Below are 26024 nucleotides of genomic sequence, written 5' to 3' on the forward strand. Positions count from 1 at the left end.
TTTCATGCCTTTATTTGTATTAAGCTGTACCGATCACGAGGGTACAGTTGAAAAGCGTCTCGCCACACGTCCTCAACACATTGAACGGTTACAAAAGCTAAATGACGAAGGCCGCCTGATCGTAGCAGGTGCGATGCCTAAAGACCCTGCTGATCCTCAGGCAGGTTTTTATGGCAGTACTATGATTGTTGAGTTTGATAGCCGTGAAGCACTGGATGTCTGGCTTAAAGAAGAGCCTTTCCTAAAAGCTGGTGTTTATGCGCATATCGATATTAAGCCTTTCAATAAAGCCTTTCCTCAAGGATAAATTCATGCGTGTTGTAGTCCAAAGCTGTCTGGGCATTCTATTTTTTTGTTCTACCGCCTGGGCTGTTGAAGCAGTCAGTGAACCTGTAGCAGCTGCACCTGTAACAGCCCCACTAAATGCTAATACGGCTAACCGACCAGCCGCTATGGCTGTCGCTGCAACAGTTGCCCCTACAGGCCAACCTCAGGAAGTCCGGCCTTTAACAGCTGAACAACTCGCCAAAAATAAGGCCTTGCAAGATGCCAAGATTAAAACACTGATCAAAGATCAAGGTATACGCCTGCAACAACTGGAAAAAGCCAATCTGGACGCACTGGCACAAAATCAGGAACTGCAATTAAAAAATGATAGCCTTGCTGTACAGGTTCAGGTTTTACAGAGTGAACGTAGTGCCCAGATGTTTCTCTACGGCGCAGCAACTTTAGCTGTAGGCGTATTGATGGGTTTTCTTATTGCAAGTTATGTATACACCAAGCGCCGGCGTCAGTGGTAATTTCCACTTTTTCTCTGCATAAATAAAGGGTTTTATGGTTTGTCCTATCCGATTCAAACAGCTGCTTTAGACTGGCAACTTATCGATAATATTGAGGTACCGGTATCCCGACAGTTTGGAGATGTCTATTTCTCCAAAGATAACGGTCTGCTGGAAACACGCCATGTTTTTTTAAATGGCAATGACTTGACTGAACGCCTCGCTACCTTAAACGACTTTGAATATTTCTGTGTAGGTGAAACCGGTTTTGGTACTGGACTGAATATTCTAGCGCTATGGCAACTTTGGCAACAGGTCAGACCTGATAATCATAGCCATCTGCATGCAATCAGTGTAGAGAAGTTTCCGCTTGGCAAACCTGATCTGATCCGTGCATTAAAAGCCTGGCCAGAGCTTGCTCCTTTAGCCGAGCAGCTGCTCCAGCAGTATCCCTTACTGATTGCAGGCTGCCACCGGCTGTCATTTCCTGAAGAACGCTTTAGCCTTGACCTGTGGCTGGGAGATGCACATGATATGTTCCCCCTTATGGAAAAGACAGCATCTGTAAATGCCTGGTTTCTGGATGGCTTTGCGCCTTCTTGTAATCCGGATATGTGGGAAGAACAGGTTTTAAATCATATTGTCCGTTTATCTGACCATGGTACTACATTTGCTTCATTCAGCGTCGCCGGTGTTCTCAAGCGGGGGTTACGTAGTCACGGCATTCAGGTTACACGTCCACGTGGTTTTGGTCATAAGCGTGAAATGTTAAAAGCGATCTGGCAGCCGTCCGTTGCCGATGCTGCAACTGAAAAGCAGGAAAAACCAGAGAGTCTGTCTTCAGGGCAACTCCTCCCCCGAATAGCTGTTAAAACAACTCATCGGCAAAAACAGATCGCTGTGATTGGTGCAGGTATTGCCGGACTAAGCGTAGCCTGGTCTTTTGCCCAGCGTGGCCATCAGGTTAAACTGTTTGACCGCAATGCGCCTTTAGCTGGTGCCTCTGGAAATCCACTTGCCCTGTTAAATCCGAAGCTCAGCCAGATCGAAAAAAGTCATATCCATTTAATGACAATTACTTGGCAATATGCACTTAATCATTATCAGCAATTTAGAGCTTTCCGGCCATTACAGATTCATCAGATGGCTTTAAAAGAGAGCGAGCAGCTCTTGAGTCTGGCAGAACAATATCCGCATGAATTACTTACAATACAAACTGCTCAATGTCACCCGCTTTCTACACAGTTTGAAAGTCTACGGCTTAATCGAGCTGGCGGTGTCTCTCCACATCTGTTACGTGACCAGATTTTAGAACATTCACTGATCCAGTTTGCGCAGGCAGCCGTGGAACATATTATTCCGGAAGCTCAAGACACCGTCTTATATGACGCCAACGGTAAATCTCTGGGTAAATTTGACCATGTGGTGGTGTGCTGTGCTCGGCAGAGTCAATCACTGCTCAGCAATTGCCCAACCCTACGGCCAATTCGAGGGCAAGTAAGCTGGGTCAATAATACGGTACAACCTCTGAATATGCAGGAAGCCATCAGTTATGGCGGTTATTGTCTGCAATTTGATCCTGAAAATCTGCTTCTTGGCGCTTCGTTCTTACCAGGTCGTGAAGATGATGAAGTCCTGGCTGAGGATCATCAGCATAATGCAGAACTTCTTGCAAAAGTATTTCCAGAATATGCAGCCACTTTACCACCTATAGAAGCTTGGCAGGGTCGTGCCTCTATTCGTGCCCAAACTATGGATTACTTTCCCCTGCTCGGCAAAATGGGGTCTGATACAGAAATTTATACTTTTTCCGGCTTAGGCTCTAAAGGTTTTCTGTATGCACCCTTATGCAGTGAAATACTGGCCGCATTGGTATTTAAAGAAGCCTGCCCTGTACCGGCCAGTGTAGTACAGAAGCTCAACCCTCAACGGTTTCAAAAACGTTTAAAACAGCAAAGAAATTCTTGAATCAACCAGCCTGTGCGAAGCTGGACAGTACAGTACTCATAGCCTGAAAAAAAGCGCCCTCTCTGGGGCGCTTTTTTCTATCCTTCTTGTTCCAAAGGCAATCCTGCATCACGTGCTGCTCGGGTCCCCCCCATCAATACCACGTATTCACGCGAGTCATCTATGCTTTCAAGCATTTCAGCCGCACGCGGGGCTTTACTGCCACCACCGCACAGGATATAAATCGGTTGATCCGCTGCTACCTGAGACAAGCTTTCTGCGCTCAGATCATTGATAGGCTGATTGATCGCACCTCGAATATGACCTTCTGCATATGCACCTGTGTCACGGACATCCCAGATAACAGCATTTTCTGGGAACTCAAATGTAGTAATTTCTTGTTTACGGATCATTGCGCACTCCTTTGATGTAAACAATACTTGGCAAATGAAGAAAACATCCCTAGCATCTCAGATATTCTTTCCCTTTGTAAAGGTCTAAACCATGCCATCTTTCGATATTGTATCTGAATTAGAGTTATTTGAAGTTAATCACGCTGTTCAAAATACCCAAAAGGAAATTGCAACCCGGTTTGACTTCCGCGGCCAGGATGTTTCCATCGAACTAAATGAAAAGAATAAAGAAATTAAAATTAGCACAGAAAGTGATTTCCAATGTGAACAAGTGTATAGCATGTTGGAGAATCACTTTTATAAACGTAAAATTGATGTACAGGCACTCGATCCCCAAAAAGCGACTGCTTCAGGAAAAAATGTAGTCCAGGTGATCAAACTTAAAGATGGTCTTGACTCAGATACGGCAAAAAAAATTAATAAAGCCATTAAAGAAAGTGGGATTAAAGTGCAATCATCGATTCAGGGTGACAAAATCCGTGTAACAGACAAAAAGCGCGATACCCTGCAGCAGGTAATGAACTTTCTGCGTGAGCAGCAGTTTGGCTTGCCACTACAATTTAATAACTTCAAAGATTAAGACACTATTGCTTGCAAGAGAAACCTCATGGCCCATAATAATCGCTTGTCCAGACTGATCAAGACCACCTCAAAGCTTCCTAAAGGCCTGCGCAGTACTTTGTGGAGTAGAGCATTTGGTCGGGTAGTGCCAATGGTAGGTACAGCAAAGATTCGTTATCTTGAAATAACCGCATCCAAAGTGGTAGTCAGTATGGCGAATCATCATGTCATGCAGAACCATATTGGTCAGATTCATGCCTGTGCCATGACACTTCTTGTCGAAACTGCTACTGGTTTTGTAACTGCAATGAATGTTCCTCAAAATGCTATTGTACTGATTAAAAGTTTTAAAATTGACTTTAAACGGCCCACTCAAGGAGCGATGACCGCTGTAGCAACTTTGTCTGCTGAACAGCAGCAGATGATGCAAACCTCGGAGAAAGGCGAAACGCTCGTTACAGTCTCAGTGGTAGACGAGTCTGGTGAAGAGCCCATTCAGTGTGAAATGCTGTGGGCTTGGGTCGCTAAAGATCGGCTTAAACCGTCTTAATGACAATATAAAAAATCCCAGATTATGTCTGGGATTTTTATTTTAAACCTGTTGTGGCTCTAAAAACTTCTGCTTAACCTCTTCTGGAATTATGCGTTTATTACCTTTCACATCTACAGCGACAAAAGTAAAAACTCCTTCTGTAACACGTTTAGCTGGTCGTGATGAATCATGGCTATCCCAGACTTCAATCTGCATCTGGATTGAAGTATTTCCAACTTTTAAAATCTTGGTATAACAGCTAATTACATCGCCCACTTTAACCGGTACCAAAAAAGTCATCTGGTTAATCGAAATAGTGGCGCATCGTCCTTTACTAAAACGTTCAGCATGAATTGCACCAGCCAAATCCATCTGTGAAACGATCCAACCGCCGAATACGTCTCCGCTCCAGTTGGTATCAGCAGGCATAGCAATTGTTTGAAGAGACAATACCCCTTCAGGTTTTAGATTAGTATCTGACACATTAACTCCGGACTTTAAGTTGCTGATCCAGCCATTGTTGTAACTCGGCAGATCGAAGGGCGCCACTTATTCTAGCAACTTCTGTGGTTTTATTCATCAGTACCAAGGTCGGGATACTTCTGACATTAAATGCAGCACTTAAGCGTGGAGAAGTCTCGGTATTAATCTTGGCAAAAATAACATGCGGGTTATGTTTGGCAGCCTCAGCAAAATGCGGCGCCATCATTTTGCATGGCCCACACCAGTCGGCCCATAGATCAATCAGTACAGGCAGGTCACTATGACTCATGAAATTACTAAAATTCTGCTCAGTTAACTCAATTGGTGCTCGTGGAAGCAAGGCAGCATGACATTGTCCACAATTCGGAGCTGCATCAAGCTTTTCCTCTGGTACACGATTTTTTGCACTGCAGCTTGGACATACAAGAATCATTCATTTTCATCCAGTCAATGTATATGAAAATTTTAATGCGAGTATGCCCGACTTTTCAAATAGTATTATTTTATAAGAACAGAAACTCTAAATCTGCCCCTCAACCCATATATGATTAAAAAACCTTCCAATCAAAAATATTCATCAGATCCATTAATATTTTGTTGGGAAAAATTTATTAATTTTCTACCGATTTCGACGCATAATCTTGCTTAATGCTATCATGTCTGCATAAATTCCTTATGAGTCTATGGAGTAAAAAAATGAGCGAGAATGTAGGTTTTGCAGGCCAGATTGGCCCTGATCATGTGTCACAAGTAGTTGAAAAAGGTTTCAGATCGATCATCAATAACCGTCCAGATATGGAAGGCGGTGCTGAACAGCCTACCAGTGCGCAGATTGAAGAGGCCGCTCGAGCTGCGGGCCTAGATTATGTCTATCAGCCTGTTGTTGCTGGCCAGATCAGTGAACTTGATGTGCGCACATTTGCAAATCACTATAATGAACTGCCAAAACCTATTTTAATGTTCTGCCGTACTGGCAATCGCTCAAATAACCTCTATCAATTAGCAAAACAGATGGACCTGCTGGATGACTAAATACATATGCGCCCTTCTGCTCAGTCTGGGCTGGTGTGGAAGTGCCATCTCTTCAGTCAATGCTGCTGTTACTGACCAGGCCATCAGCAAACCTTTAAATGAAGAGGTTAGCGTAGCCGGACAGATGGATTTGGTAAAGTTTCAGCAGTTACTCAAGCAGGGTTTTAAATCAGTCATTGTTAACCGGCCCGACGGTGAGCTCGGCAATCCTGTAACCGTAAATCAGCTCCGGACTGTTGCAGAAAAGTCTCATGTCAGTCTGATTTACCAGCCTGTTGAAAGTGTAAAAGTTTCACAGCCGGATATTGTTGAGTTTGCTCGTTATTATAATAGCCTGCCCAAACCGATTCTGCTGGTCTGTCGTAGTGGGGGGCGCTCGACTGCTCTATTTAATCAGGCCAAGCAACAGGGATTATTACGTGAATAAAATTTTACTCGTTCTTTTATGTTCACTTACCTTGATGGGCTGCAGTTCTATGAATGTACGCCCAACTGTTGGGGTAAGTGTGGGAACCTCACTTTAATTTTCAGATACGGACATTCATAAAAAAACAGCGCCTAGGCGCTGTTTTTTAGCTTCTTTCATCTATTAAGGACAAGAAAAATTCGTACCATACGGGCTTGTTAAATTAGGACCATAAGAACCATCTGTACTATAATCAGATTTAAGTGAAGCTAAACCAAGATTATAAGTTGTACGGGCAGGCAAAGTGGCTACAGTAGAAGCCGCCCCAATTTGAACAGTTAACCATTGTGCATATATTTTCGGGTATCGAATCGTAAAATCAAATTTTCCTTGCGCATCTGTTGTATATGTTGCAACTGTACTTTCTGATCCCAAGAATGTAGGTACCTTCACAGGAATATTAATTACTTGCCCATTTGTTACAGCAGTACCATTAGGATCAGCAAGACATCCTGCTGTTGGATGTATAACCCAATCTTCTTTTTGGTTACCTAATGCATCTGTTACAAGTTCCCATTTATATTGGCCTTTAGTATACAGAATCGGGGTAATATCCATTTTAACCTCCTGTTTTGACAGAGGTTTACCATCAAAGTCTACTACACTAACTGAAAGATTACGTGTGTAATACACCCCATCTGTAGATGAAGTAACTTCGGTAGGATTTACGCCAATTACAATTGAAGCTACTGGATTCTGTATTAGTGATTGAACTATATTCACTTGAGTTGTTTGTGTAGCTTCTAGGTAACCATCTTCTTTAAATTTTGCAGTCAGTTTTAGATCATCTGCTGCAAAGGAGGCGGCATCATAACCCACAGCCCGCGCAAATTCATCAATCTGAACCTTAAATGTAGCTTGACCATTTATATTGGTAGTTAATCCTGAAGGGCCAACAATAATTGCTCCATTACGATTAAAATCTTCAATAGCTAACTCAATATATTTATCAGAAATTCCACCACCATTTGCATCGACTAAAGTAACTGTGACATCAGTTAAATCATTACGTACATTTAAACTTGGCTTTGTGGCTTGTATACGTACATTATAACGAGCTGGCTGTGGGTCAACTGATACAGGTCTAAAAGGTGCTAAGCGATGAATTTGTGTAATAGTACCTGCTTCATTAGTATGACTAGCAGTTAATTCAATCCCACTGGCAACTAATAAGCCACCATCAACTGTTTTACTATCAATTTCTACTGAGAAGAATGCATTACCATTTGAATCTGTTATTACAGTTTGTGGTTCACTGGTATTAGTAGGATGACCTGCTCCAGGAGTACCGATAATTAATGTTGCTGAATTATTTGCTGATAATTTAACTGCCTGATTACGAACAGGTTGGTTATTCTGATCTAACAATGTGGCTGTGATAATTGCTCTGTCACCATTGACACTTAAATTTGTTTTTGAACTTTGCAAGATTAAATGGTTGGTATTAATCACTTCAGAAACTGTGAAATTTAGAACAGTCTCAAGTTTTTCACCCTTAGGATTGGTAATAAAGCCATAAACCTTAATGCCTGATGTTAACAATGCCTGCTTAGTAATCTCCGGTATATTTTTCGGAAGAGTAATTGAAACAGGAACACTAGTATTTGCAGAAGTCATTACAGAATCCGCACTGAGTCTAACTCCTGCTGTAACTGCTTCACTATTTAAAGTTAAATTGACCGGATAAGCTGTATTAGCACCTAATTCATCTTTTACTGCAACTTGAATCTGGTAAGCTTTACCCAACTCAAGATTATCCTGTTCCGAGGTTAAACGCAGATTAACTGAATCTCTCGGTATTGCCACTTGAATAGTTCCAGTCTGCTGGATACGATCACCATTATTTAAATTAGTCCCTACAACTGCAAAAGTAATTCCATTTTTAATCAAATTAGCATCATATGTACCTTCAGCGACCTTAACTGAAAACTCAGCTTCACCTTTACTATTTGTAGAAAGAGCTGAATCTGATAAAGAAACTCTTGAGCCGGCTAGACCAGACAATGCAAGAGCCAACGGGGTATTCGGAATGATATTCCCTGCACTATCTTTTGCGATAACTTTAACTCGGACTTCTCCACCTAATACTGATACAGTCTGCATATCATAAGAAATTGCTAGACCTGCTAAATTTGGTAAAATTACAGGTGGTTGACTAATATCAATTTTACGTGTCAGTAGGTAGCTAGAGCCATCCTTACGGTAGCCTTTTACAGAAATCGTAATGCCATTTGCTATCAGATTTGTTAGTTCGGTGACGCTGTTAGCTTTAACCTTTAAACTGAAAACAGCCTGCCCACTTGAATTAGTAATTAAAGATGAAGCTGTTGCAAGGCTGACGCCATTACTTAGAGCTGCTTCATTTAAACCTATGCCAATTTTCTGACTTGCATAGGCTGTTCCATTCGTACCTGTAGCTTTAACTGCCACTTGAATTGTCTGTTCTATCCCTGGTTTCAATACCAGATTCCCGGGCATATCTACAGTCAAGTAATCTAAATCTATTTCATTTTGTTCAGTAGGTGCTTTAAAATTTAAAATAATAGACTGCTGAGCATTATCAGAAGCTGATGTAGCTGTAATACGTATACCTCCTCCAACCAGCTCTCTCTGTCGCTCACTATTATTTGCTTTATATTGATAACGGAATGTGGCATATCCTGTTTCATCAGTATTAGTTGAAGATTGGCCCATTAAACTTAGACCTAAAGCTTGTAAGTCTGAAGTAACTAAAGCAGGTAGGCTAATGTTGATTGTTTCACCTTTTAATGCGCTTCCTTTAACGCCCACTGCTTTTACTCTTAATTCAACAGTCTGATCTTTTGTATAATCAAAAGCATTATTAATGGGATCAATTGTCAGATAACCTACAGCCTCCTCAGACTTTGCTTCATCCTCTACAGCAATTTTAATAGTATTAGTTAAATTATTGTCTGTTTTAAACGTTGCAGTAATGCCGGCTTGAACTAAATCTGCTACTGCTGCCTCTGTCTTAGCATTGGTTTTTAAAATATAAGTGACATAACCTGTTCTGAATTCCTGTTCTGCACTACCTTCAAAAGTTACCCCATTCGCGAGAGCTTCCGAGTTTAAACTCAAAGTTACTTTACCTTTAGTAGCAGCTTCTCCTTTATTATTAATACCTTTTACAGTAATACTAACAGAGTCATTTTTCGCGTTAATTTTATAAGATGATGCTATTTCTAAACGCTGTAAAGCTAGCTGGTCAGTAGCACCAGTATTTGTAGTAATTACAGAAACCGTATCTTGGGCAAAAACTTCTGCATTATCTGTATAGAGAGCTTTTAAATTAATACCTTGCTGAGAAAGTGCAATTGGGTATGAGGAATTAGTACGTACTATAAATTCTGCATATCCGGCAGCATTGGTCGTTACTTCGGTTTGATCCAGGCTCACGCCGTAAGCATCGCTCTTATCTGTAAAAATTAGCTTTACTTTCTTATTTGCTAAAGGTATATCATTACTATTTTTAGCTCGGACTTTAATAATAGTAGAACCGCCTTGTGCAACAATAGGGGTATCTTCTTTAATAATTTCAAGCTTTTGTACTATTTGAGATATGTCTTTAAAGGTAATTGCAGCTTTAACAATACGTTGTGCTTGATACTCATCAATAAGCTTGAATTCTAGACTCTGTGAAGTTCCAATAAAGTTTTGAATTTCTTCAGCACTTAAATCAGAATTTGAAGTAATTGTGAAAGAAACATTACCTTTATTATCTGTAGTCAATGAGGAGCCAGAAGAGATAGAAAATTTTTCCTGCATTTCTTTTGGAAGGGCTAAGATAACATTTTGTCCTGTTTTAACTCCTCCATTCTGGTCAGTTACTTGTGCATTAATTGTGACTGAACCTTTTGGTATATTAAGGACAACTCCCTGTTGGACATTTAAATTATAGTTACTCTGAACTGTTGATGTCTTAGCAATATTCAAAGTATAAATCTGCTTGATAGTTGTTCCATCTAAAGTAGCTGTAATTTGCACCTTTCCAGATTGAGTATTTAATCGAGGTATATTGACCTCAAATACAGCAATACCATTTTCTGCTGTAGTGACTAAAGAACTTTTACTAGTTATACCCAGATTTTCACTATCGTTTATAGAGAGACGTACATTTTTGTTTGAAATTCCACCTTTATCAGCATTGAGTACTTGTACAGTAATCTGTACATTAGAATTATCAATAGCTTGAATCAAGCTTTCACCAGAACTATCACGCAAATTGATATTTAAGCTTTCAGCAACTTGAGAGGAATCTGGAGTTGACTCATTACCTCCAGAATTATTACCAGGAGAAGAGCCGCTGCCCTCATTATTAAAGTATCCTTCGCTTCCTCCACCTCCACAAGCTACTAACGATATAGAGGTAGCAAGAAGAGTAAAATTTACCCCAAGTTTTTTCAACTTGATTAAATAGTTAGACATTTATAGATCCTATATTTCTTGTAAAATTCAAATCATTTAAAAATTGATTAGTTATAAGTGAAATTTACTTAAAATAACATTTTTTATCAATCTGATTCTTTATTAATACCTTTCTTTAATTAGTTTTAACAAAAGATACAAACCAAAAATTACAACACTATATGATGAATCCTTGACTATAAAAAATCTTTTAAAATAGGTAGATAAATGTACGATCTTATTATTGTTGGGGCAGGCACAGCCGGCATCGGTGCCTATAAGGAGGCAATTAAACATACACAAAATATTTTAATTATCAATGATGGCTCTTGGGATACTACATGTGCCCGTGTAGGTTGTATGCCAAGTAAAGTTCTGATTTCTTCAGCTAACCGGATGCATGATATACATCATGCAGATGAAGTTGGCTTAGAAGCTAAAAGCAAGATTAATACAGCTCACGTCATGCCACATGTACGACGGCTCAGAGATCAATTTGTAAAAGCTACTCTGATGGATGTAAAAAGCTGGAATGAAGCTCATAAAATCTCTGGACAGGCACATTTTATTGATGCCAACACCATAGAAGTGAATAGCCAGCATTATCAGGCTAAAAGCTTTATTGTTGCAGTTGGCTCAACTCCAAGCTTCGATATTAAATGGAAAAAAGAACTTCAGGATCGTTTAATTACATCAGATGATATTTTTGAGCTCGAGACTCTACCCAATTCACTGGCCGTAGTGGGTAGCGGTGTAATTGCCCTTGAACTCGCACAAGCCATGCAACGTTTAAATGTAAAAACAACCATATTTGCACGTAGTCAGCGGATAGGTAATTTAAGTAGTCCAGAACTTCAGAAAATCGCCCAGCAGGAATTTGCTAAAGAGTTATCTATTTTATATAACACCTTACCTGAACAGGTAGTAAAAACAGAGTATGGGGTAAAGTTAAGTTATCAGCAGAATGGAAAATTTAAAGACTTAGAAGTTGATTATTTGTTAGTAGCTACCGGAAGGAAAAGTCTTCTAAATATATTAAAACTTGACCAGATTCATTCTGATTTTAAAGATATTAAAAATCTTCCTGTTCATCCAGAAACTAAACAGCTTGCTGAGTACCCTATCTTTATAGTAGGCGATGCATATACAGATACTCCCATTCAGCATGAGGCAGCACAAGAAGGCAAGCTTGCTGTACATAACTGTTTAAGTTACCCCCATATTCAACCTATAAAATTATTTACGCCCCTATCTATTGTATTTAGCCAACCAGAAATGGCTATAATTGGAAAAAGTTATCAACAACTGGTTAAAGCAGGCTCTCAATTTGTGACTGGAGAAGTTTTTTATGAGAAACAGGGAAGAGCCATCGTATTAGGAAAGAATGTGGGCAAAGTTGAGGTATACGTAGATAAACAGACTAAACAATTACTGGGTGCAGAATTGTTAGTAAACAAGGCTGAACATTTTGCTCATCTGCTAAACTGGATGATGGCCGAAAATATAACTATTGATCACTTACTTGCAAAACCATTTTATCACCCAACTATGGAAGAAGGATTAAGAACAGCATTAAAGCACGCACGCAGACAATTAAATGTCCTAAATTAAATAAAGCCATGAATAAGAATTCATGGCTTTACTCTAGTCTTATATAAAACTATTTATTTTTCTGCTCTGAAATATCCATAATGAGCCGAGTAGCCATATATAAACGTGGAACAATACTTTCTACCAGAATATATTCGGCCTGATTGGAATGGGCTCCATATCCTGAAACTCCCATTCCTTCGATGACTGCTGCTTTGGAATCCAGCGCAGCAAAGGCAGCATCTGTCCCTCCACCTGTTGCCTCAGTTAGAATATTTAATGGCTGTTTGAATTCTTGCAAATAAATTTGTTGGGCCTGCTTGGCAATTGATCGAGCTTGCTCACTTGCAGATAAAGGAGGCCGGCGCAATTCAAATTTAACTGCCACTTGGCTGTCTTTTAATTTTTTATTTTTTATCCGCTCAGCCAATATTCTTTCAACTTTCTTAAAATCGGCATTGTCTAAGGCACGTACATCTGCCTGGGCTTGAGCCTCTTCTGGTATTGCATTACGGGTTTTGCCAGCTGTAGCAACTGTCCAGTTTAATTTTAAACCTGTTTTAGCATCAGACAGATCCTGCAGCTGTAATATCTGGTGAGAAAGCTCAGTTAATGCATTTACCCCATCTTCAGGCTTGACGCCCGCATGAGAGGCCTTACCTTTAACCTCTAAATAGGCAGCGCCAATACCGCTGGTAGCCAAGCGTAAACTTCCATCTGTTCCCCCACCCTCAAATGAAAATATGACATCCTGCTGTTGAGCAATTTTACTAATCAGTTTACGGGAACCTGGCGAACTGATTTCTTCATCTGAATTCATCAATACTGTTATGGTGCCGTAGTCCTGATAGTTTAATTTTTTAAGTATAGACAGAATATGAATAATCGATGCAACTCCCTGCTTGTCATCAATGATTCCCAAGCCATATGCTTTATCACCTTCAATACGAAATGGCTGTTTTGCTAACGAGCCTTTTGGATAAACTGTATCCATATGCGCAATTAGCATAATATTAGTTTGCCCCTTACCTTTAAGGGTTGCTTTCACAACTGGTCCCACTTGCTCGGGCGTATCATCCATACGATAAATATCGTGATTAGTAATAATTTCTACTTGAGCACCCGTATTTTTAAGTTGTTGGGCTACCTGCTTTGCAATTATATTCAGCCCTTCTATATCGCGACTACTGGACTCAATATTTACTAAGTCTTTTAAAGTATTTAAAAAATGCTGCTTTTGTGACTCAGCTACTTTTATTAATTCTTGAGCTGAGGCGGCATGACTGATTGAAGTACAAATAAAAAGTGATACACCTATACCTATGCCATATTTTAATTGTCTTTTCATTTAATAATAATCCCTATCAATTTATCTGCTTTATAAATACAGCTCACAAGCTGAAGTTTAAATAAGTGAAAAATCAATATAATAATTTATTTATTAAAAGTAATTATTATTTTATATAAAACCCTCCGCATAAAAAAAAGCCCCCTCATATGAGGGGGCTTTTTAGAATAATGAGCTGGCAATGACTTACTCTCACATGGGTAACCCCACACTACCATCAGCGCTAAGAGGTTTCACTTCTGAGTTCGGGAAGGGATCAGGTGGTTCACTCTTGCTATGGTCGCCAGCACAACTGTTGATGGACTTGTTCGGGTCTGATTTAACTGCGGTGCAGTATATGCCGTACTTTAGTCCAAATGAGTTATTAACAGAGGGCAGATCTGGGTCTGAATTGTATGTTCCAGCATCAGGCTGAATCAAGGGATATTGCATATTTATGAATCGATTGATGCTTTGTATACAACTGTTTGGGTGTTGTATAGTCAAGCCTCACGAGCAATTAGTATTGGTCAGCTTCACATATCACTATGCTTCCACATCCAACCTATCAACGTCCTGGTCTTGAACGGCTCTTTAGGTGACATAAAGTCACGGGGAAATCTTATCTTGAGGTAGGCTTCCCGCTTAGATGCTTTCAGCGGTTATCCCTTCCGAACATAGCTACCCGGCGATGCGACTGGCGTCACAACCGGTACACCAGAGGTTCGTCCACTCTGGTCCTCTCGTACTAGGAGCAGATCCTCTCAAATTTCCAGCGCCCACGGTAGATAGGGACCGAACTGTCTCACGACGTTCTAAACCCAGCTCGCGTACCTCTTTAAATGGCGAACAGCCATACCCTTGGGACCTGCTTCAGCCCCAGGATGAGATGAGCCGACATCGAGGTGCCAAACACCGCCGTCGATATGAACTCTTGGGCGGTATCAGCCTGTTATCCCCAGAGTACCTTTTATCCGTTGAGCGATGGCCCTTCCATACAGAACCACCGGATCACTAAGACCTACTTTCGTACCTGCTCGACTTGTGGGTCTCGCAGTTAAGCGCGCTTTTGCCTTTATACTCTACGCGTGATTTCCGACCACGCTGAGCGCACCTTCGTACTCCTCCGTTACTCTTTAGGAGGAGACCGCCCCAGTCAAACTACCCACCAGACACGGTCCTCGACCCAGATTATGGGTCAGAGTTAGAACCTCAACATTACCAGGGTGGTATTTCAAGGATGGCTCCATAGGAACTGGCGTCCCTACTTCAAAGCCTCCCACCTATCCTACACAAGTAAGGTCAAAGTTCAGTGTCAAGCTGCAGTAAAGGTTCACGGGGTCTTTCCGTCTAGCCGCGGGTACACTGCATCTTCACAGCGATTTCGATTTCACTGAGCCTCTGCTGGAGACAGCGCCGCCATCATTATGCCATTCGTGCAGGTCGGAACTTACCCGACAAGGAATTTCGCTACCTTAGGACCGTTATAGTTACGGCCGCCGTTTACTGGGGCTTCGATCAAGAGCTTCGCTTACGCTAACCCCATCAATTAACCTTCCAGCACCGGGCAGGCATCACACCCTATACGTCCACTTTCGTGTTTGCAGAGTGCTATGTTTTTAATAAACAGTTGCAGCGGCCTGGTTTCTGCGGCTGCCGACAGCTCAAGGAGCAAGTCCTATCACCATCAGCAGCGTACCTTCTCCCGAAGTTACGGTACCATTTTGCCTAGTTCCTTCAGCAGAGTTCTCTCAAGCGCCTTGGTCTACTCGACCTGACCACCTGTGTCGGTTTCGGGTACGATTCCTGTGTAACTGAAGCTTAGAGACTTTTCTTGGAAGTATGGTATCGGCCACTTCGCCAGTAAACTGGCTTGCTATCGACTCTCAGCATAGAGCACCCCGGATTTGCCTAAGATGCATGCCTACTGTCTTCCACCTGGACAACCAACGCCAGGCTGACCTAACCTTCTCCGTCCTCTCATCGCATTACACAGAAGTATTGGAATATTAACCAATTTCCCATCGACTACGCCTTTCGGCCTCGCCTTAGGGGTCGACTCACCCAGCCCCGATTAACGTTGGACTGGAACCCTTGGTCTTTCGGCGAACGGGTTTTTCACCCGTTTTGTCGTTACTCACGTCAGCATTCGCACTTCTGATACCTCCAGCAGACTTCTCAATCCACCTTCATCGGCTTACAGAACGCTCCCCTACCACGCACATAAATGTGCATCCGCAGCTTCGGCACATAGTTTTAGCCCCGTTACATCTTCCGCGCAGGCCGACTCGACTAGTGAGCTATTACGCTTTCTTTAAAGGGTGGCTGCTTCTAAGCCAACCTCCTAGCTGTCTATGCCTTCCCACATCGTTTCCCACTTAACTATGATTTTGGGGCCTTAGCTGGCGGTCTGGATTGTTTTCCTCTTGACTACGGACGTTAGCACCCGCAGTCTGTCTCCCGGATAGTACTCATTGGTATTCGGAGTTTGCATCGGTTTGGTAAGTCGGGATGACCCCCTAGCCGAAACAGTGCTCTACCCCCAATGGTATTCGTCCGAGGCGCTACCTAAATAGCTTTCGGGGAGAACCAGCTATCACCGAGTTTGATTAGCCTTTCACCCCTATCCACAAGTCATCCCCCGGCTTTTCAACGACGGTGGGTTCGGTCCTCCAGTTAGTGTTACCCAACCTTCAACCTGCTCATGGATAGATCACCCGGTTTCGGGTCTATACCCAGCGACTAGACGCCCTATTAAGACTCGATTTCTCTACGGCTCCCCTATTCGGTTAACCTCGCCACTGAATATAAGTCGCTGACCCATTATACAAAAGGTACGCAGTCACACCACGAAGGTGCTCCCACTGCTTGTATGCATGCGGTTTCAGGATCTATTTCACTCCCCTCACAGGGGTTCTTTTCGCCTTTCCCTCACGGTACTGGTTCACTATCGGTCAGTCAGGAGTATTTAGCCTTGGAGGATGGTCCCCCCATATTCAGACAAGGTTTCACGTGCCTCGCCCTACTCGTCATCATTATGTGTGCCCTTTCGTGTACGGGACTATCACCCTCTACGGTTGCACTTCCCAGAGCATTCCGCTAAAACACACATAACTTAATGGGCTGATCCCCGTTCGCTCGCCGCTACTGAGGGAATCTCAATTGATTTCTTTTCCTGAGGGTACTGAGATGTTTCACTTCCCCTCGTTCGCCTTGCATGACTATGTATTCATCATGCAATACCTACCTTATGGTAAGTGGGTTTCCCCATTCAGACATCTCCGGATCACAGGATATTTGCCGCCTCCCCGAAGCTTTTCGCAGGCTATCACGTCTTTCATCGCCTCTGACTGCCAAGGCATCCACCACATGCACTTAATTACTTGACTATACAACCCCAAACAGTCGACGTTACCTACAAGGAGCAACTTCAACATTACAGTTTAGAGTACTGTGCATTTAAGCACTGTACAGCTTCAATCTAAATTCATATACCAAAACGCTTGATTCAGTTAATTTGCTAGTTCTCAGTTCAATCTACGTTAGTTAACAGGTTACCCTGTAACGTCTATTGAATGAGTTGAACAATTTATTTCAGACTCAAATTTGCCAATCTGTTAATGATTCACTGCATCCTCGTCGGACTGCAGTCAACTGTGATAAATCACAGAAGTTAATAAACCAGGATTCTTGAACCTTCCATTTACTAAATTCTGTAATCTTTAGCTTCGAATCAAATCATGTTTGATTCGTGGTGGAGACTAGGAGAGTCGAACTCCTGACCTCCTGCGTGCAAAGCAGGCGCTCTACCAACTAAGCTAAGTCCCCAGCTTATCAATAAGTCAACATATCTGTTTTTCTGCATTACTGCTTTCGTCAGTAGTGGTGGGTCTGACAAGACTTGAACTTGTGACCCCACGCTTATCAAGCGTGTGCTCTAACCAACTGAGCTACAGACCCTCAGATACATCGTCATGAAGAACAACTTGTTGTGGATTCTTACCAATCGTCAATCTTTCGTTAAGGAGGTGATCCAGCCGCAGGTTCCCCTACGGCTACCTTGTTACGACTTCACCCCAGTCATCGGCCACACCGTGGTAAGCGTCCTCCTTGCGGTTAGACTACCTACTTCTGGTGCAACAAACTCCCATGGTGTGACGGGCGGTGTGTACAAGGCCCGGGAACGTATTCACCGCGGCATTCTGATCCGCGATTACTAGCGATTCCGACTTCATGGAGTCGAGTTGCAGACTCCAATCCGGACTACGATCGGCTTTTTGAGATTAGCATCACATCGCTGTGTAGCAACCCTTTGTACCGACCATTGTAGCACGTGTGTAGCCCTGGCCGTAAGGGCCATGATGACTTGACGTCGTCCCCGCCTTCCTCCAGTTTGTCACTGGCAGTATCCTTAAAGTTCCCACCCGAAGTGCTGGCAAATAAGGAAAAGGGTTGCGCTCGTTGCGGGACTTAACCCAACATCTCACGACACGAGCTGACGACAGCCATGCAGCACCTGTATCAGAGTTCCCGAAGGCACCAATCCATCTCTGGAAAGTTCTCTGTATGTCAAGGCCAGGTAAGGTTCTTCGCGTTGCATCGAATTAAACCACATGCTCCACCGCTTGTGCGGGCCCCCGTCAATTCATTTGAGTTTTAGTCTTGCGACCGTACTCCCCAGGCGGTCTACTTATCGCGTTAGCTGCGCCACTAAAGCCTCAAGGGCCCCAACGGCTAGTAGACATCGTTTACGGCATGGACTACCAGGGTATCTAATCCTGTTTGCTCCCCATGCTTTCGTACCTCAGCGTCAGTATTAGGCCAGATGGCTGCCTTCGCCATCGGTATTCCTCCAGATCTCTACGCATTTCACCGCTACACCTGGAATTCTACCATCCTCTCCCATACTCTAGCCAACCAGTATCGAATGCAATTCCCAAGTTAAGCTCGGGGATTTCACATTTGACTTAATTGGCCGCCTACGCACGCTTTACGCCCAGTAAATCCGATTAACGCTCGCACCCTCTGTATTACCGCGGCTGCTGGCACAGAGTTAGCCGGTGCTTATTCTGCGAGTAACGTCCACTATCCTAAAGTATTAATCTAGGTAGCCTCCTCCTCGCTTAAAGTGCTTTACAACCAAAAGGCCTTCTTCACACACGCGGCATGGCTGGATCAGGGTTCCCCCCATTGTCCAATATTCCCCACTGCTGCCTCCCGTAGGAGTCTGGGCCGTGTCTCAGTCCCAGTGTGGCGGATCATCCTCTCAGACCCGCTACAGATCGTCGCCTTGGTAGGCCTTTACCCTACCAACTAGCTAATCCGACTTAGGCTCATCTATTAGCGCAAGGCCCAAAGGTCCCCTGCTTTCTCCCGTAGGACGTATGCGGTATTAGCGCTCCTTTCGGAACGTTGTCCCCCACTAATAGGCAGATTCCTAAGCATTACTCACCCGTCCGCCGCTGAATCCGGTAGCAAGCTACCTTCATCCGCTCGACTTGCATGTGTTAAGCCTGCCGCCAGCGTTCAATCTGAGCCATGATCAAACTCTTCAGTTAAAATCATTTGTACCTTATTTATAGACAAGGTACCAATTCTGGCTCATTAATCTTCTGACTAAAAATTTACTCAAATAAACTTCGAGAAATTTCTACCATTCAATCAATGAAAATTATTTCGATCGATCAATCAGTAAAAATCCACACAAGTTGTTCTTCATATTCTCTTAATGATCTTCTTACTGCTTCGTCAGCAGCAAGCTAGGTCGGCTATATTACGCTTTCTTTTCAGAAAGTCAACTGGTAATTCAGATTATTTTAAATCTGTCTAACAAAACCCGACTTAACTATATTTAACTAAGTTACTGTTTTATCAGAAGTTTTAATCTTCATCACCGCCGATGGATGTGCATTATAGGCCATTTATTCCCTAACGCAAGGGGTATTTTATAAAAAAGTGATCGGCTGGTTATTTATCCGGCAAATACCCGGATTTTTTCTATTTCTTAAGTATACACGGCTCAGCCACACTTAACTGATCCAGTATTTTATCCTGTTCATTTTTTTCCTGCCAACGCAAAGGTCGGCAGTCAATATATTCAATATAACCGCTCTCGCCTTCATAGCTTTCGCCCTCCCAATGAGCCTGATAACGAAAGCTTCCGACATAGCCTGCCGCTAAACCAAATTTGAAGTCCCCTCGGCTTTGTGCATGCAATTCAAATAATATTTGTCCTTCATGTTCTACGCACCAAGAAAATTCTCTAGGCAAGTACATCTCTTTACCATTAGGGGTAGTCACCTTAGGATAAACACGGTCTACTTTGAATATTACATTTTTATCATGGAGCTTCATGTCTCCAGCTATATCACGCACATAAAGATGTGATTGAACAAGTTGATTAAAATTATTACGGATTTGCAGAAGCAGAACTTGTAAGGACGAACTTAGATTAATGACCTGATAGGTAAAAAAGCACCAGGTAATTACAGGTATATTGGCAGCACGGGCATATTCAAAGCTACCGGTTCCTTCAATTAAATAACGCTGTTCTTGGTAGTAAACTTCGCCTTTACACTGGCAAAGCAAAGACCAGTGCTCGAATAAGCCCCATTTTATTTTTATAAATTGAGAAAGAACAGGCAGAGTCACCACATTTAAATCTATAGAAAACTCGGGTGACTGGCGTCTGATTCGTAATACAGGTAATTCACCAGATACTTGATCAATATCTGCAAAGGAGAAATCATCAGAATTAAAAAGGCACTGTTCTTTTATAGAGTAACTTTTAAGTTGCCCCACCATATGTGGACTGGAGCTGACTAAAACTGTTGCAGTATCGAGCGCCTGCTCAAGAATGGCACTTTGATTAAAAAATACGGGTATTCGGGGCTGCCCGATAATACTTATAAAATTAAGATAATGAAGTGGAGCAGGCAGATTGGGTAGAATCAGACCCTGATGGATAATTTTAAAACGGCCTTTAGGCGGATGATAAGCCAAGTTCAGTTTAGAAAATGATTTAGGGTTCAGCTGCTGTGATTGATTCAAGGACGTAATCAATTTAACCATACTGAACCCCCTGATTTGGTTAGGTTATAATACGACTTTGATGTCTTCGGGCCAAAAATGTTGTAATGAAACCTGAGAATGCATAAATAATAGAAACAGTCAGTATTCCAACAGGTATATTGTACGTAATTGCTGCAAGAATCAAAACAACAGGAAGCATAACTGCAAAAGGTACACGTTTGCGATCCATCTGTTTAAATGAGTAATACTTGATATTAGAAATCATCAGGATTCCGATAATCAGCATCAGGACAGCATTGGTGGCTTGAATTCCCCGGTCCTGCAGATCAAAAATCGCTGGAAAATCTATTCCTACCCAGATTAATGAAACCACAATGATTGCAGCCAACGGACTTGCAATCCCGATGAAATAACGCTTATCGACTACTCCGATCTGCACATTGAAACGGGCTAACCGGAAGGCGGCACAAGCGGTATAGACAAAACAGCAAGCTAAACCAATACGACCAAGATCATTAAGACTCCAGCTATACATGAGCATTGCAGGCGCTACACCAAAAGCCAGCAAGTCAGACAATGAGTCAAATTGTTCACCAAAAGCACTTTGTGCACCAATGGCACGTGCTACCCGTCCATCCAGACCATCTAAAAGCGCAGCAATAAAAATCGCATAAATGGCCTGACTATAGACTCCATTCATGCTCGCGACTATTGAATAGAATCCTGCAAGTAAAGCTGCGGTTGTAATTAGGTTCGGCCATAGATAAATTCCACGACGCCTTATTTTCTGCCCTTCATGAGTATGCTCTTCTTCGACTACTTCAAAGGTAATTCCATCAAATGAGTCGTGAGAATTATCATCCCGTTCAGGCTTAGGTATATTTGTCATTCTTATACGTCCTAACTATGACCTTATCCAATTTACGGTAAAGCACAGACTATTCACCAACTAGCCAGCGTACTGCCGCATGTCCGCCAATTTCTTGCATGCGCAGATGTGGAAACAACCATTGTAGTGCCTCATCGGCATCTTCAGAAAACTTCCAAGGCGGATTAATGACCAGTAAACCACAACCATTTAAACCGACTGGCGTGTCATCCGGCCATACACAGATTTCACAGATGAGCTGCCGGCGAATACCGGTCTTCATCATTTTCTTTTCAAAACGCTCAATCATGGCGCGATCCTTAATCGGATACCACACGGCAAATATGCCCGTCGGCCATTTTTTATAGGCATTCTGTAAAAGCTCTACCAATTGCGGAAAATCTTTACGTTCTAATTCATAAGGCGGATCAATCATGACCAGACCGCGTTTTTCTTTCGGTGGAATAACGGCCAGTAGTCCCTCATAAGCATCACGTTTATGCAGACCAGCACGTGAATCACGAATATTGTCACGTAACTGCTGAAATACATCCCGTTGCATTTCAAACACTGTGGCTTTATCAATATCACGCATTCCCTGTAATGCAAACCATGGTGAGCCAGGATAAGCCCCTTGACCCTGCTGGCTACGCATACTTTCAACCAGTTTCAGGTATTGCTGTACGCCTTCTGGTGCATTACGCTTGACTGAGTCATCCAGCTTGACCAAACGGTGAATACCTGTCAGAAATTCACCAGACTTTTGTGCAGGTGCAGACGACAGATCATATTGACCCGCGCCACCATGCGTATCGATATAACGATAAGGCTTGTCTTTACTATTCAGGCGTGTCAACAATTGCAGCAACAGTACATGTTTCATAACATCGGCAAAGTTGCCTGCATGGAAATGGTGACGGTAATTCATTTTTGCATTAATTCCTTAGTTCAATAGGCATTTTAGCATGAAAAAATGTTTCTTTAAGGAACTTCTCTTATTCTAAAATAATCCCTTACTTTTTATCCTTATTTTTTCGAGGTGATATGGAAGACGTTTTTCTACCGCAATCCTGGGCTCTTGACCAAGTGATCAGTGATTTACATCAACATGGTTTTGCAGTTATTGATCGGGCCTATGAGCAAGCTTATTTGCATGATTTAGTAGAAGAATGTACTGAAAATATTAATCGTTTTCGGGAAGCTGCTGTTCAAAACGGAGTGGTTACGCAAATCCGCAGTGACCATATTTTATGGATCAATGAGAATTTGCCTATTGCACAGCAACATATAAACACCTTGCAACAACTGGCTATCACACTTAACCGGGCATTCTTTACCAGTATTCGTGAAGTTGAAGCTCACTTCGCCTGTTATAATGCTGGCGAGTTTTATACTTTACACCGTGATAATCCCCAACAAAAAAATGATCGGGTTTTTTCTGCCGTTTACTACTTACATGAACAATGGCAGAGTCACTGGGGTGGGCAGTTGCGCTTACAGGATGTACATCAGGATTGGCATATTATTGAACCCGCACCCAATCGATTAGTGATTTTTCAAAGCGATCTTTTGCATGAAGTCTTAAAGGCACAACAACAGCGCCTGTCTATTACTGCATGGTTACGTAGTGGACTGGTGTTATGGTAAAGGCCGGGCCGGTCGCTTTAAATCTGTAAAACCAGCCTCATATATAAACTTAATATTTATAAGAGTAATGGCGAATGCTAGAAGATACCAAGCAACTGATAGCCCGCATTGGTGAAACAGATCAATTGTTCTTGTCATGCAGTACGCCTGAACTGGCGCTTGAGCGTGGGCAGTTACGTATGGAACTGGTAAACCGCAGCAATCATCGTCAGGAACAGATTCATTTCTTGCAGGAAGCTATTGTCATTCTTGAACAAGGCCGCCTGGAATATGAAGAAATGCCGTTAAGGGTTTACCTTGACCTCTCGATTCAGCTAGCTAAAGCTTATATGGTTTTCTTTGAATTGAATCGTGAAGTGCATTTTGCTTTAATTGCCCAGCAGATTTTAAAACCATTGGCACATTATGAGCATGGTGAAATTTTTCTGATTTTAGGCTATGCATCTGTTGCTAAAAATGAATTGGCTCTTACCCGGCACTGGCTGAGCAAATATACCAAGACTCAAGAGTTTGATCGGGAAACGTTACGACAACATTTTGCCTTTCAGGCTATGCGTAATGAGGACTGGTTTATGAAACTGCTTCAGTCGCGTGTTCATTGATTAAAATCAAAGGCTCTTCACAGAAGAGCCTTTTTTCTTATTCAGGATGCTTAGGATTTTTATCGTCTTCAACGTGCAGCATCTGGTTCAGCTTGTCAATAATCACAATCCATTCATCATCCTGATGCCAGTGTTCACGCAGGAAAGAACTCTGCCCCTGTGTCCAGAAATCTGCTTCTGGTAAAATTACATCAGAAGGAAGCTGATGATCTTTTGCAAACTGGTCTATAGAAGCTTCATCTGAAGGTAAGCCTAATTGCTCAAATAATAATTCTAAAGTGGGTTGTTGTTCGAGTACCATAACTTGACTCCTATTTGTTATTTCATCAATCTATAAACTAACAAATACGCAGAAAATTAGGGCTACAGGCCGATGTATTCTTGTTATCTTTTGTGATAAATCTAAAGATGACTATAAAAAAAAGCGCCTATGACAGGCGCTTTTTATCAATCTAAAAAATAGATTATTTAAGCATATCAGCAACTGCTGCGCGCTCTTCTTCAAGTTCGTTCAGAGTTACGTTAATGCGCTCACGGCTGAATTCGTCGATTTCAAGACCTTGAACGATTTTGTATTCACCGTTTTCAGTGGTTACAGGGAAACCAAACATTACGCCTTCAGGAATGCCGTAAGATCCGTCAGAAGGAATACCCATTGTTACCCATTTGCCGTTTGTACCAAGTGCCCAGTCGCGCATATGGTCGATAGCAGCATTTGCAGCAGAAGCAGCAGAAGACAGGCCACGCGCTTCGATAATCGCAGCGCCACGTTTACCAACAGTTGGAAGGAATACGTCTTTGTTCCATTCAGCATCGTTGATTTTGTCTTTCAAGCTTTCACCGTTCACAGTTGCGAAACGATAGTCAGCATACATGGTTGGAGAGTGGTTACCCCAAACAGTCATGTTTTCGATGTCAGAAACTGCAACACCTGCTTTTTGAGCAAGCTGAGTCAAGGCACGGTTGTGGTCAAGACGTAACATTGCGGTAAAGTTTTTCGCTGGAAGATCTGAGGCAGATTTCATTGCGATGTAAGCATTGGTGTTTGCAGGGTTACCTACAACCAATACTTTAACATCACGACTAGCCACTTCGTTAAGCGCCTGACCTTGACCGATGAAGATTTCACCGTTCACTTTAAGCAGGTCAGCACGTTCCATACCAGGACCACGTGGGCGTGAACCCACAAGAAGTGCGTAGTCAGCATCTTTGAATGCTACTTTAGGATCATCAGTACCGATCATGCCCGCCAACAATGGGAAAGCACAGTCGTCTAGTTCCATCATTACGCCTTTCAGCGCTTGTTGAGCTTTCTCAACAGGAATTTCTAATAATTGAAGAATAACTGGTTGGTCTTTACCCAGCATTTCGCCGCTTGCGATACGGAATAACAGGCTGTAACCAATTTGACCAGCAGCGCCAGTAACGGCAACGCGAACAGGTTGCTTCATGTAATTATCTCCAATTGAGGATCGTCATAATGATTAAATAGCTGTTCTATCTAATCTTAATAAACATAAACGGCAAAGATTGTACTCCAATCGTCTGACAGATGCATGTAAAAGAGAATGGATTTCCCCTAAAGTCTGATAGGAAATATAAATGAAATCCCGTTCATACTTTCAGATTATCTTTAAGCATCAAATAATTGTTTAATATGCCCCTTTTACGGTAAAGCTACCTGGACAACTGGAGACAACTTCACTTGAGCACTGTTTATACTGCCCATTAACCCGGTAACATACCTGAACCTCTGTCAAGACAGGTGCGCCTCTTAAACTTTCACAACTAAAGCGTATTCCATTATTTGGCAAAGCAGGGTTCAGTTTTAAAAACTGCTGTTTAAATGAATTATTTTGTATTTGACGACTGACTGAGCCGGTCAGATCGGCAGGTATTTTTAAGCGCTCGGCATAATTAATAATGGTACGGAAATACTGGCTGGCATTCATCGGCAAACACCCTCCTACGCTATGCCATAACTGAGCACGGCTATTTTCACCCGGCATAATACGCGACACAACGTTTGCCTGAATGGGTGACAGATTTGCAGAAGAACTGGTTGTACAGTCTTCTTCTGTTGTTTCAGGCAGCAAACCGGCAATCGTCAATGAATACCCTTCCAGACACTGGCGGGTTTTCTGTCTGGATGAGTCCAATGCACATACTGCCGGTGTCATTTGCACACGCATCACATACCCCTGCAAAGCTGGTGCAGCAAAGGCCGGAGAACTACACAACCCGATCACAGCAGTTACACATCCGGCAGCTGCAAAAGAAGAGGTTGCCTTTAGACTTATTTTCTTCATTGAAAAACTAG

General features: G+C 42.4%; 21 protein-coding genes, 2 tRNA genes and 3 rRNA genes. 10 read left to right on the plus strand and 16 right to left on the minus strand.

What is annotated here, in order from left to right; all coding sequences use genetic code 11:
* Positions 1–4: 4 nt before the first annotated feature.
* The 3 genes from AC0VYT_RS12300 to mnmC are packed head-to-tail and all read left to right on the plus strand — an operon-like array spanning position 5 to position 2747.
* Positions 5–307 carry a YciI family protein gene (locus AC0VYT_RS12300; protein ID WP_005018454.1) on the plus strand — a complete coding sequence of 101 codons (303 nt, stop codon included), beginning with the start codon at positions 5–7 and terminating at the stop codon, positions 305–307.
* A 4-nt stretch (positions 308–311) separates the two neighbouring features.
* Positions 312–800 (plus strand): SH3 domain-containing protein, encoded by a 489-nt coding sequence (locus AC0VYT_RS12305; RefSeq protein ID WP_005018451.1) that lies wholly within the window; start codon positions 312–314, stop codon positions 798–800.
* A 39-nt stretch (positions 801–839) separates the two neighbouring features.
* Positions 840–2747, plus strand: coding sequence for a bifunctional tRNA (5-methylaminomethyl-2-thiouridine)(34)-methyltransferase MnmC2/FAD-dependent 5-carboxymethylaminomethyl-2-thiouridine(34) oxidoreductase MnmC1 (gene mnmC / locus AC0VYT_RS12310; RefSeq protein WP_005018449.1), 1908 nt, complete (start codon positions 840–842; stop codon positions 2745–2747).
* Between the two features lie 77 nt (positions 2748–2824).
* On the opposite strand, the gene AC0VYT_RS12315 is transcribed toward mnmC, so the two are convergent.
* On the minus strand, positions 2825–3139 hold the full coding sequence (locus AC0VYT_RS12315) for a rhodanese-like domain-containing protein (RefSeq protein ID WP_005018447.1): 315 nt from the start codon (positions 3137–3139) through the stop codon (positions 2825–2827).
* A gap of 91 nt (positions 3140–3230) precedes the next feature.
* Between AC0VYT_RS12315 and AC0VYT_RS12320 the strand changes: the two genes are divergently transcribed.
* Positions 3231–3719 carry a YajQ family cyclic di-GMP-binding protein gene (locus AC0VYT_RS12320; RefSeq protein ID WP_005018442.1) on the plus strand — a complete coding sequence of 163 codons (489 nt, stop codon included), beginning with the start codon at positions 3231–3233 and terminating at the stop codon, positions 3717–3719.
* 27 nt (positions 3720–3746) lie between these two features.
* Positions 3747–4250, plus strand: coding sequence for a DUF4442 domain-containing protein (locus AC0VYT_RS12325; protein ID WP_005018441.1), 504 nt, complete (start codon positions 3747–3749; stop codon positions 4248–4250).
* Between the two features lie 42 nt (positions 4251–4292).
* Here AC0VYT_RS12325 and AC0VYT_RS12330 read toward each other — a convergent pair whose 3' ends face one another.
* Both AC0VYT_RS12330 and trxC read right to left on the minus strand, forming a co-directional pair.
* Positions 4293–4661 (minus strand): acyl-CoA thioesterase, encoded by a 369-nt coding sequence (locus AC0VYT_RS12330; RefSeq protein ID WP_217449090.1) that lies wholly within the window; start codon positions 4659–4661, stop codon positions 4293–4295.
* A 55-nt stretch (positions 4662–4716) separates the two neighbouring features.
* Complete coding sequence (trxC, locus tag AC0VYT_RS12335; RefSeq protein ID WP_005018437.1) at positions 4717–5148, minus strand: thioredoxin TrxC; 432 nt, start codon at positions 5146–5148, stop codon at positions 4717–4719.
* Positions 5149–5411: 263 nt separating this feature from the next.
* Between trxC and AC0VYT_RS12340 the strand changes: the two genes are divergently transcribed.
* Together AC0VYT_RS12340 and AC0VYT_RS12345 are read left to right on the plus strand one after the other, a co-directional pair.
* Entirely contained in the window at positions 5412–5747 is a 336-nt protein-coding gene (locus AC0VYT_RS12340) for a protein tyrosine phosphatase family protein (RefSeq protein ID WP_005018435.1), read from the plus strand.
* On the plus strand, positions 5740–6174 hold the full coding sequence (locus AC0VYT_RS12345; RefSeq protein ID WP_005018431.1) for a protein tyrosine phosphatase family protein: 435 nt from the start codon (positions 5740–5742) through the stop codon (positions 6172–6174). Before AC0VYT_RS12340 ends, AC0VYT_RS12345 begins: the two co-directional genes overlap by 8 nt.
* A gap of 162 nt (positions 6175–6336) precedes the next feature.
* Here AC0VYT_RS12345 and AC0VYT_RS12350 read toward each other — a convergent pair whose 3' ends face one another.
* Positions 6337–10659, minus strand: coding sequence for an Ig-like domain-containing protein (locus tag AC0VYT_RS12350; RefSeq protein WP_005018430.1), 4323 nt, complete (start codon positions 10657–10659; stop codon positions 6337–6339).
* A gap of 207 nt (positions 10660–10866) precedes the next feature.
* On the opposite strand from AC0VYT_RS12350, the gene AC0VYT_RS12355 reads away from it, so the two are divergent.
* Positions 10867–12249 carry a dihydrolipoyl dehydrogenase gene (locus AC0VYT_RS12355; RefSeq protein ID WP_005018429.1) on the plus strand — a complete coding sequence of 461 codons (1383 nt, stop codon included), beginning with the start codon at positions 10867–10869 and terminating at the stop codon, positions 12247–12249.
* Positions 12250–12298: 49 nt separating this feature from the next.
* Here the strand turns inward: AC0VYT_RS12355 and AC0VYT_RS12360 are convergent, their stop codons facing one another.
* The 9 genes from AC0VYT_RS12360 to AC0VYT_RS12400 form a co-directional block, all read right to left on the minus strand.
* On the minus strand, positions 12299–13576 hold the full coding sequence (locus AC0VYT_RS12360; RefSeq protein WP_005018426.1) for a M20/M25/M40 family metallo-hydrolase: 1278 nt from the start codon (positions 13574–13576) through the stop codon (positions 12299–12301).
* 173 nt (positions 13577–13749) lie between these two features.
* A 5S ribosomal RNA gene (gene rrf / locus AC0VYT_RS12365) occupies positions 13750–13864 on the minus strand.
* Between the two features lie 190 nt (positions 13865–14054).
* Positions 14055–16944 (minus strand): 23S ribosomal RNA (locus AC0VYT_RS12370).
* Between the two features lie 363 nt (positions 16945–17307).
* Positions 17308–17383 (minus strand) — tRNA-Ala (locus AC0VYT_RS12375).
* Positions 17384–17438: 55 nt separating this feature from the next.
* Positions 17439–17515, minus strand: a tRNA-Ile gene (locus AC0VYT_RS12380).
* Between the two features lie 61 nt (positions 17516–17576).
* Positions 17577–19113: ribosomal RNA gene (locus AC0VYT_RS12385) — 16S ribosomal RNA — on the minus strand.
* The 16S, 23S and 5S rRNA genes sit together here with 2 tRNA genes alongside, the layout of an rRNA operon.
* A gap of 439 nt (positions 19114–19552) precedes the next feature.
* The gene (locus AC0VYT_RS12390; protein ID WP_005018424.1) at positions 19553–20626 is read right to left on the minus strand and encodes a DUF6670 family protein; all 1074 of its coding nucleotides are present in this window, start codon (positions 20624–20626) and stop codon (positions 19553–19555) included.
* Between the two features lie 19 nt (positions 20627–20645).
* Entirely contained in the window at positions 20646–21476 is an 831-nt protein-coding gene (gene pssA / locus AC0VYT_RS12395; protein ID WP_005018422.1) for a CDP-diacylglycerol--serine O-phosphatidyltransferase, read from the minus strand.
* Positions 21477–21525: 49 nt separating this feature from the next.
* Positions 21526–22383, minus strand: coding sequence for a 23S rRNA (adenine(2030)-N(6))-methyltransferase RlmJ (locus AC0VYT_RS12400; RefSeq protein WP_005018420.1), 858 nt, complete (start codon positions 22381–22383; stop codon positions 21526–21528).
* A 116-nt stretch (positions 22384–22499) separates the two neighbouring features.
* On the opposite strand from AC0VYT_RS12400, the gene AC0VYT_RS12405 reads away from it, so the two are divergent.
* Both AC0VYT_RS12405 and AC0VYT_RS12410 read left to right on the plus strand, forming a co-directional pair.
* Entirely contained in the window at positions 22500–23102 is a 603-nt protein-coding gene (locus AC0VYT_RS12405; protein ID WP_005018418.1) for a 2OG-Fe(II) oxygenase, read from the plus strand.
* Positions 23103–23176: 74 nt separating this feature from the next.
* Positions 23177–23704 (plus strand): hypothetical protein, encoded by a 528-nt coding sequence (locus AC0VYT_RS12410; protein WP_005018416.1) that lies wholly within the window; start codon positions 23177–23179, stop codon positions 23702–23704.
* Between the two features lie 37 nt (positions 23705–23741).
* On the opposite strand, the gene AC0VYT_RS12415 is transcribed toward AC0VYT_RS12410, so the two are convergent.
* From AC0VYT_RS12415 to AC0VYT_RS12425, 3 genes are all read right to left on the minus strand, one after another.
* Entirely contained in the window at positions 23742–24005 is a 264-nt protein-coding gene (locus AC0VYT_RS12415) for a DUF2789 family protein (protein ID WP_005018415.1), read from the minus strand.
* A gap of 163 nt (positions 24006–24168) precedes the next feature.
* The gene (locus AC0VYT_RS12420; RefSeq protein WP_005018414.1) at positions 24169–25155 is read right to left on the minus strand and encodes a malate dehydrogenase; all 987 of its coding nucleotides are present in this window, start codon (positions 25153–25155) and stop codon (positions 24169–24171) included.
* A gap of 201 nt (positions 25156–25356) precedes the next feature.
* The gene (locus tag AC0VYT_RS12425) at positions 25357–26013 is read right to left on the minus strand and encodes a ribonuclease T2 family protein (RefSeq protein WP_005018413.1); all 657 of its coding nucleotides are present in this window, start codon (positions 26011–26013) and stop codon (positions 25357–25359) included.
* Between the last annotated feature and the right edge of the window lie 11 nt (positions 26014–26024).

The organism is Acinetobacter sp. QJM3NY_42 (genome assembly GCF_056173745.1).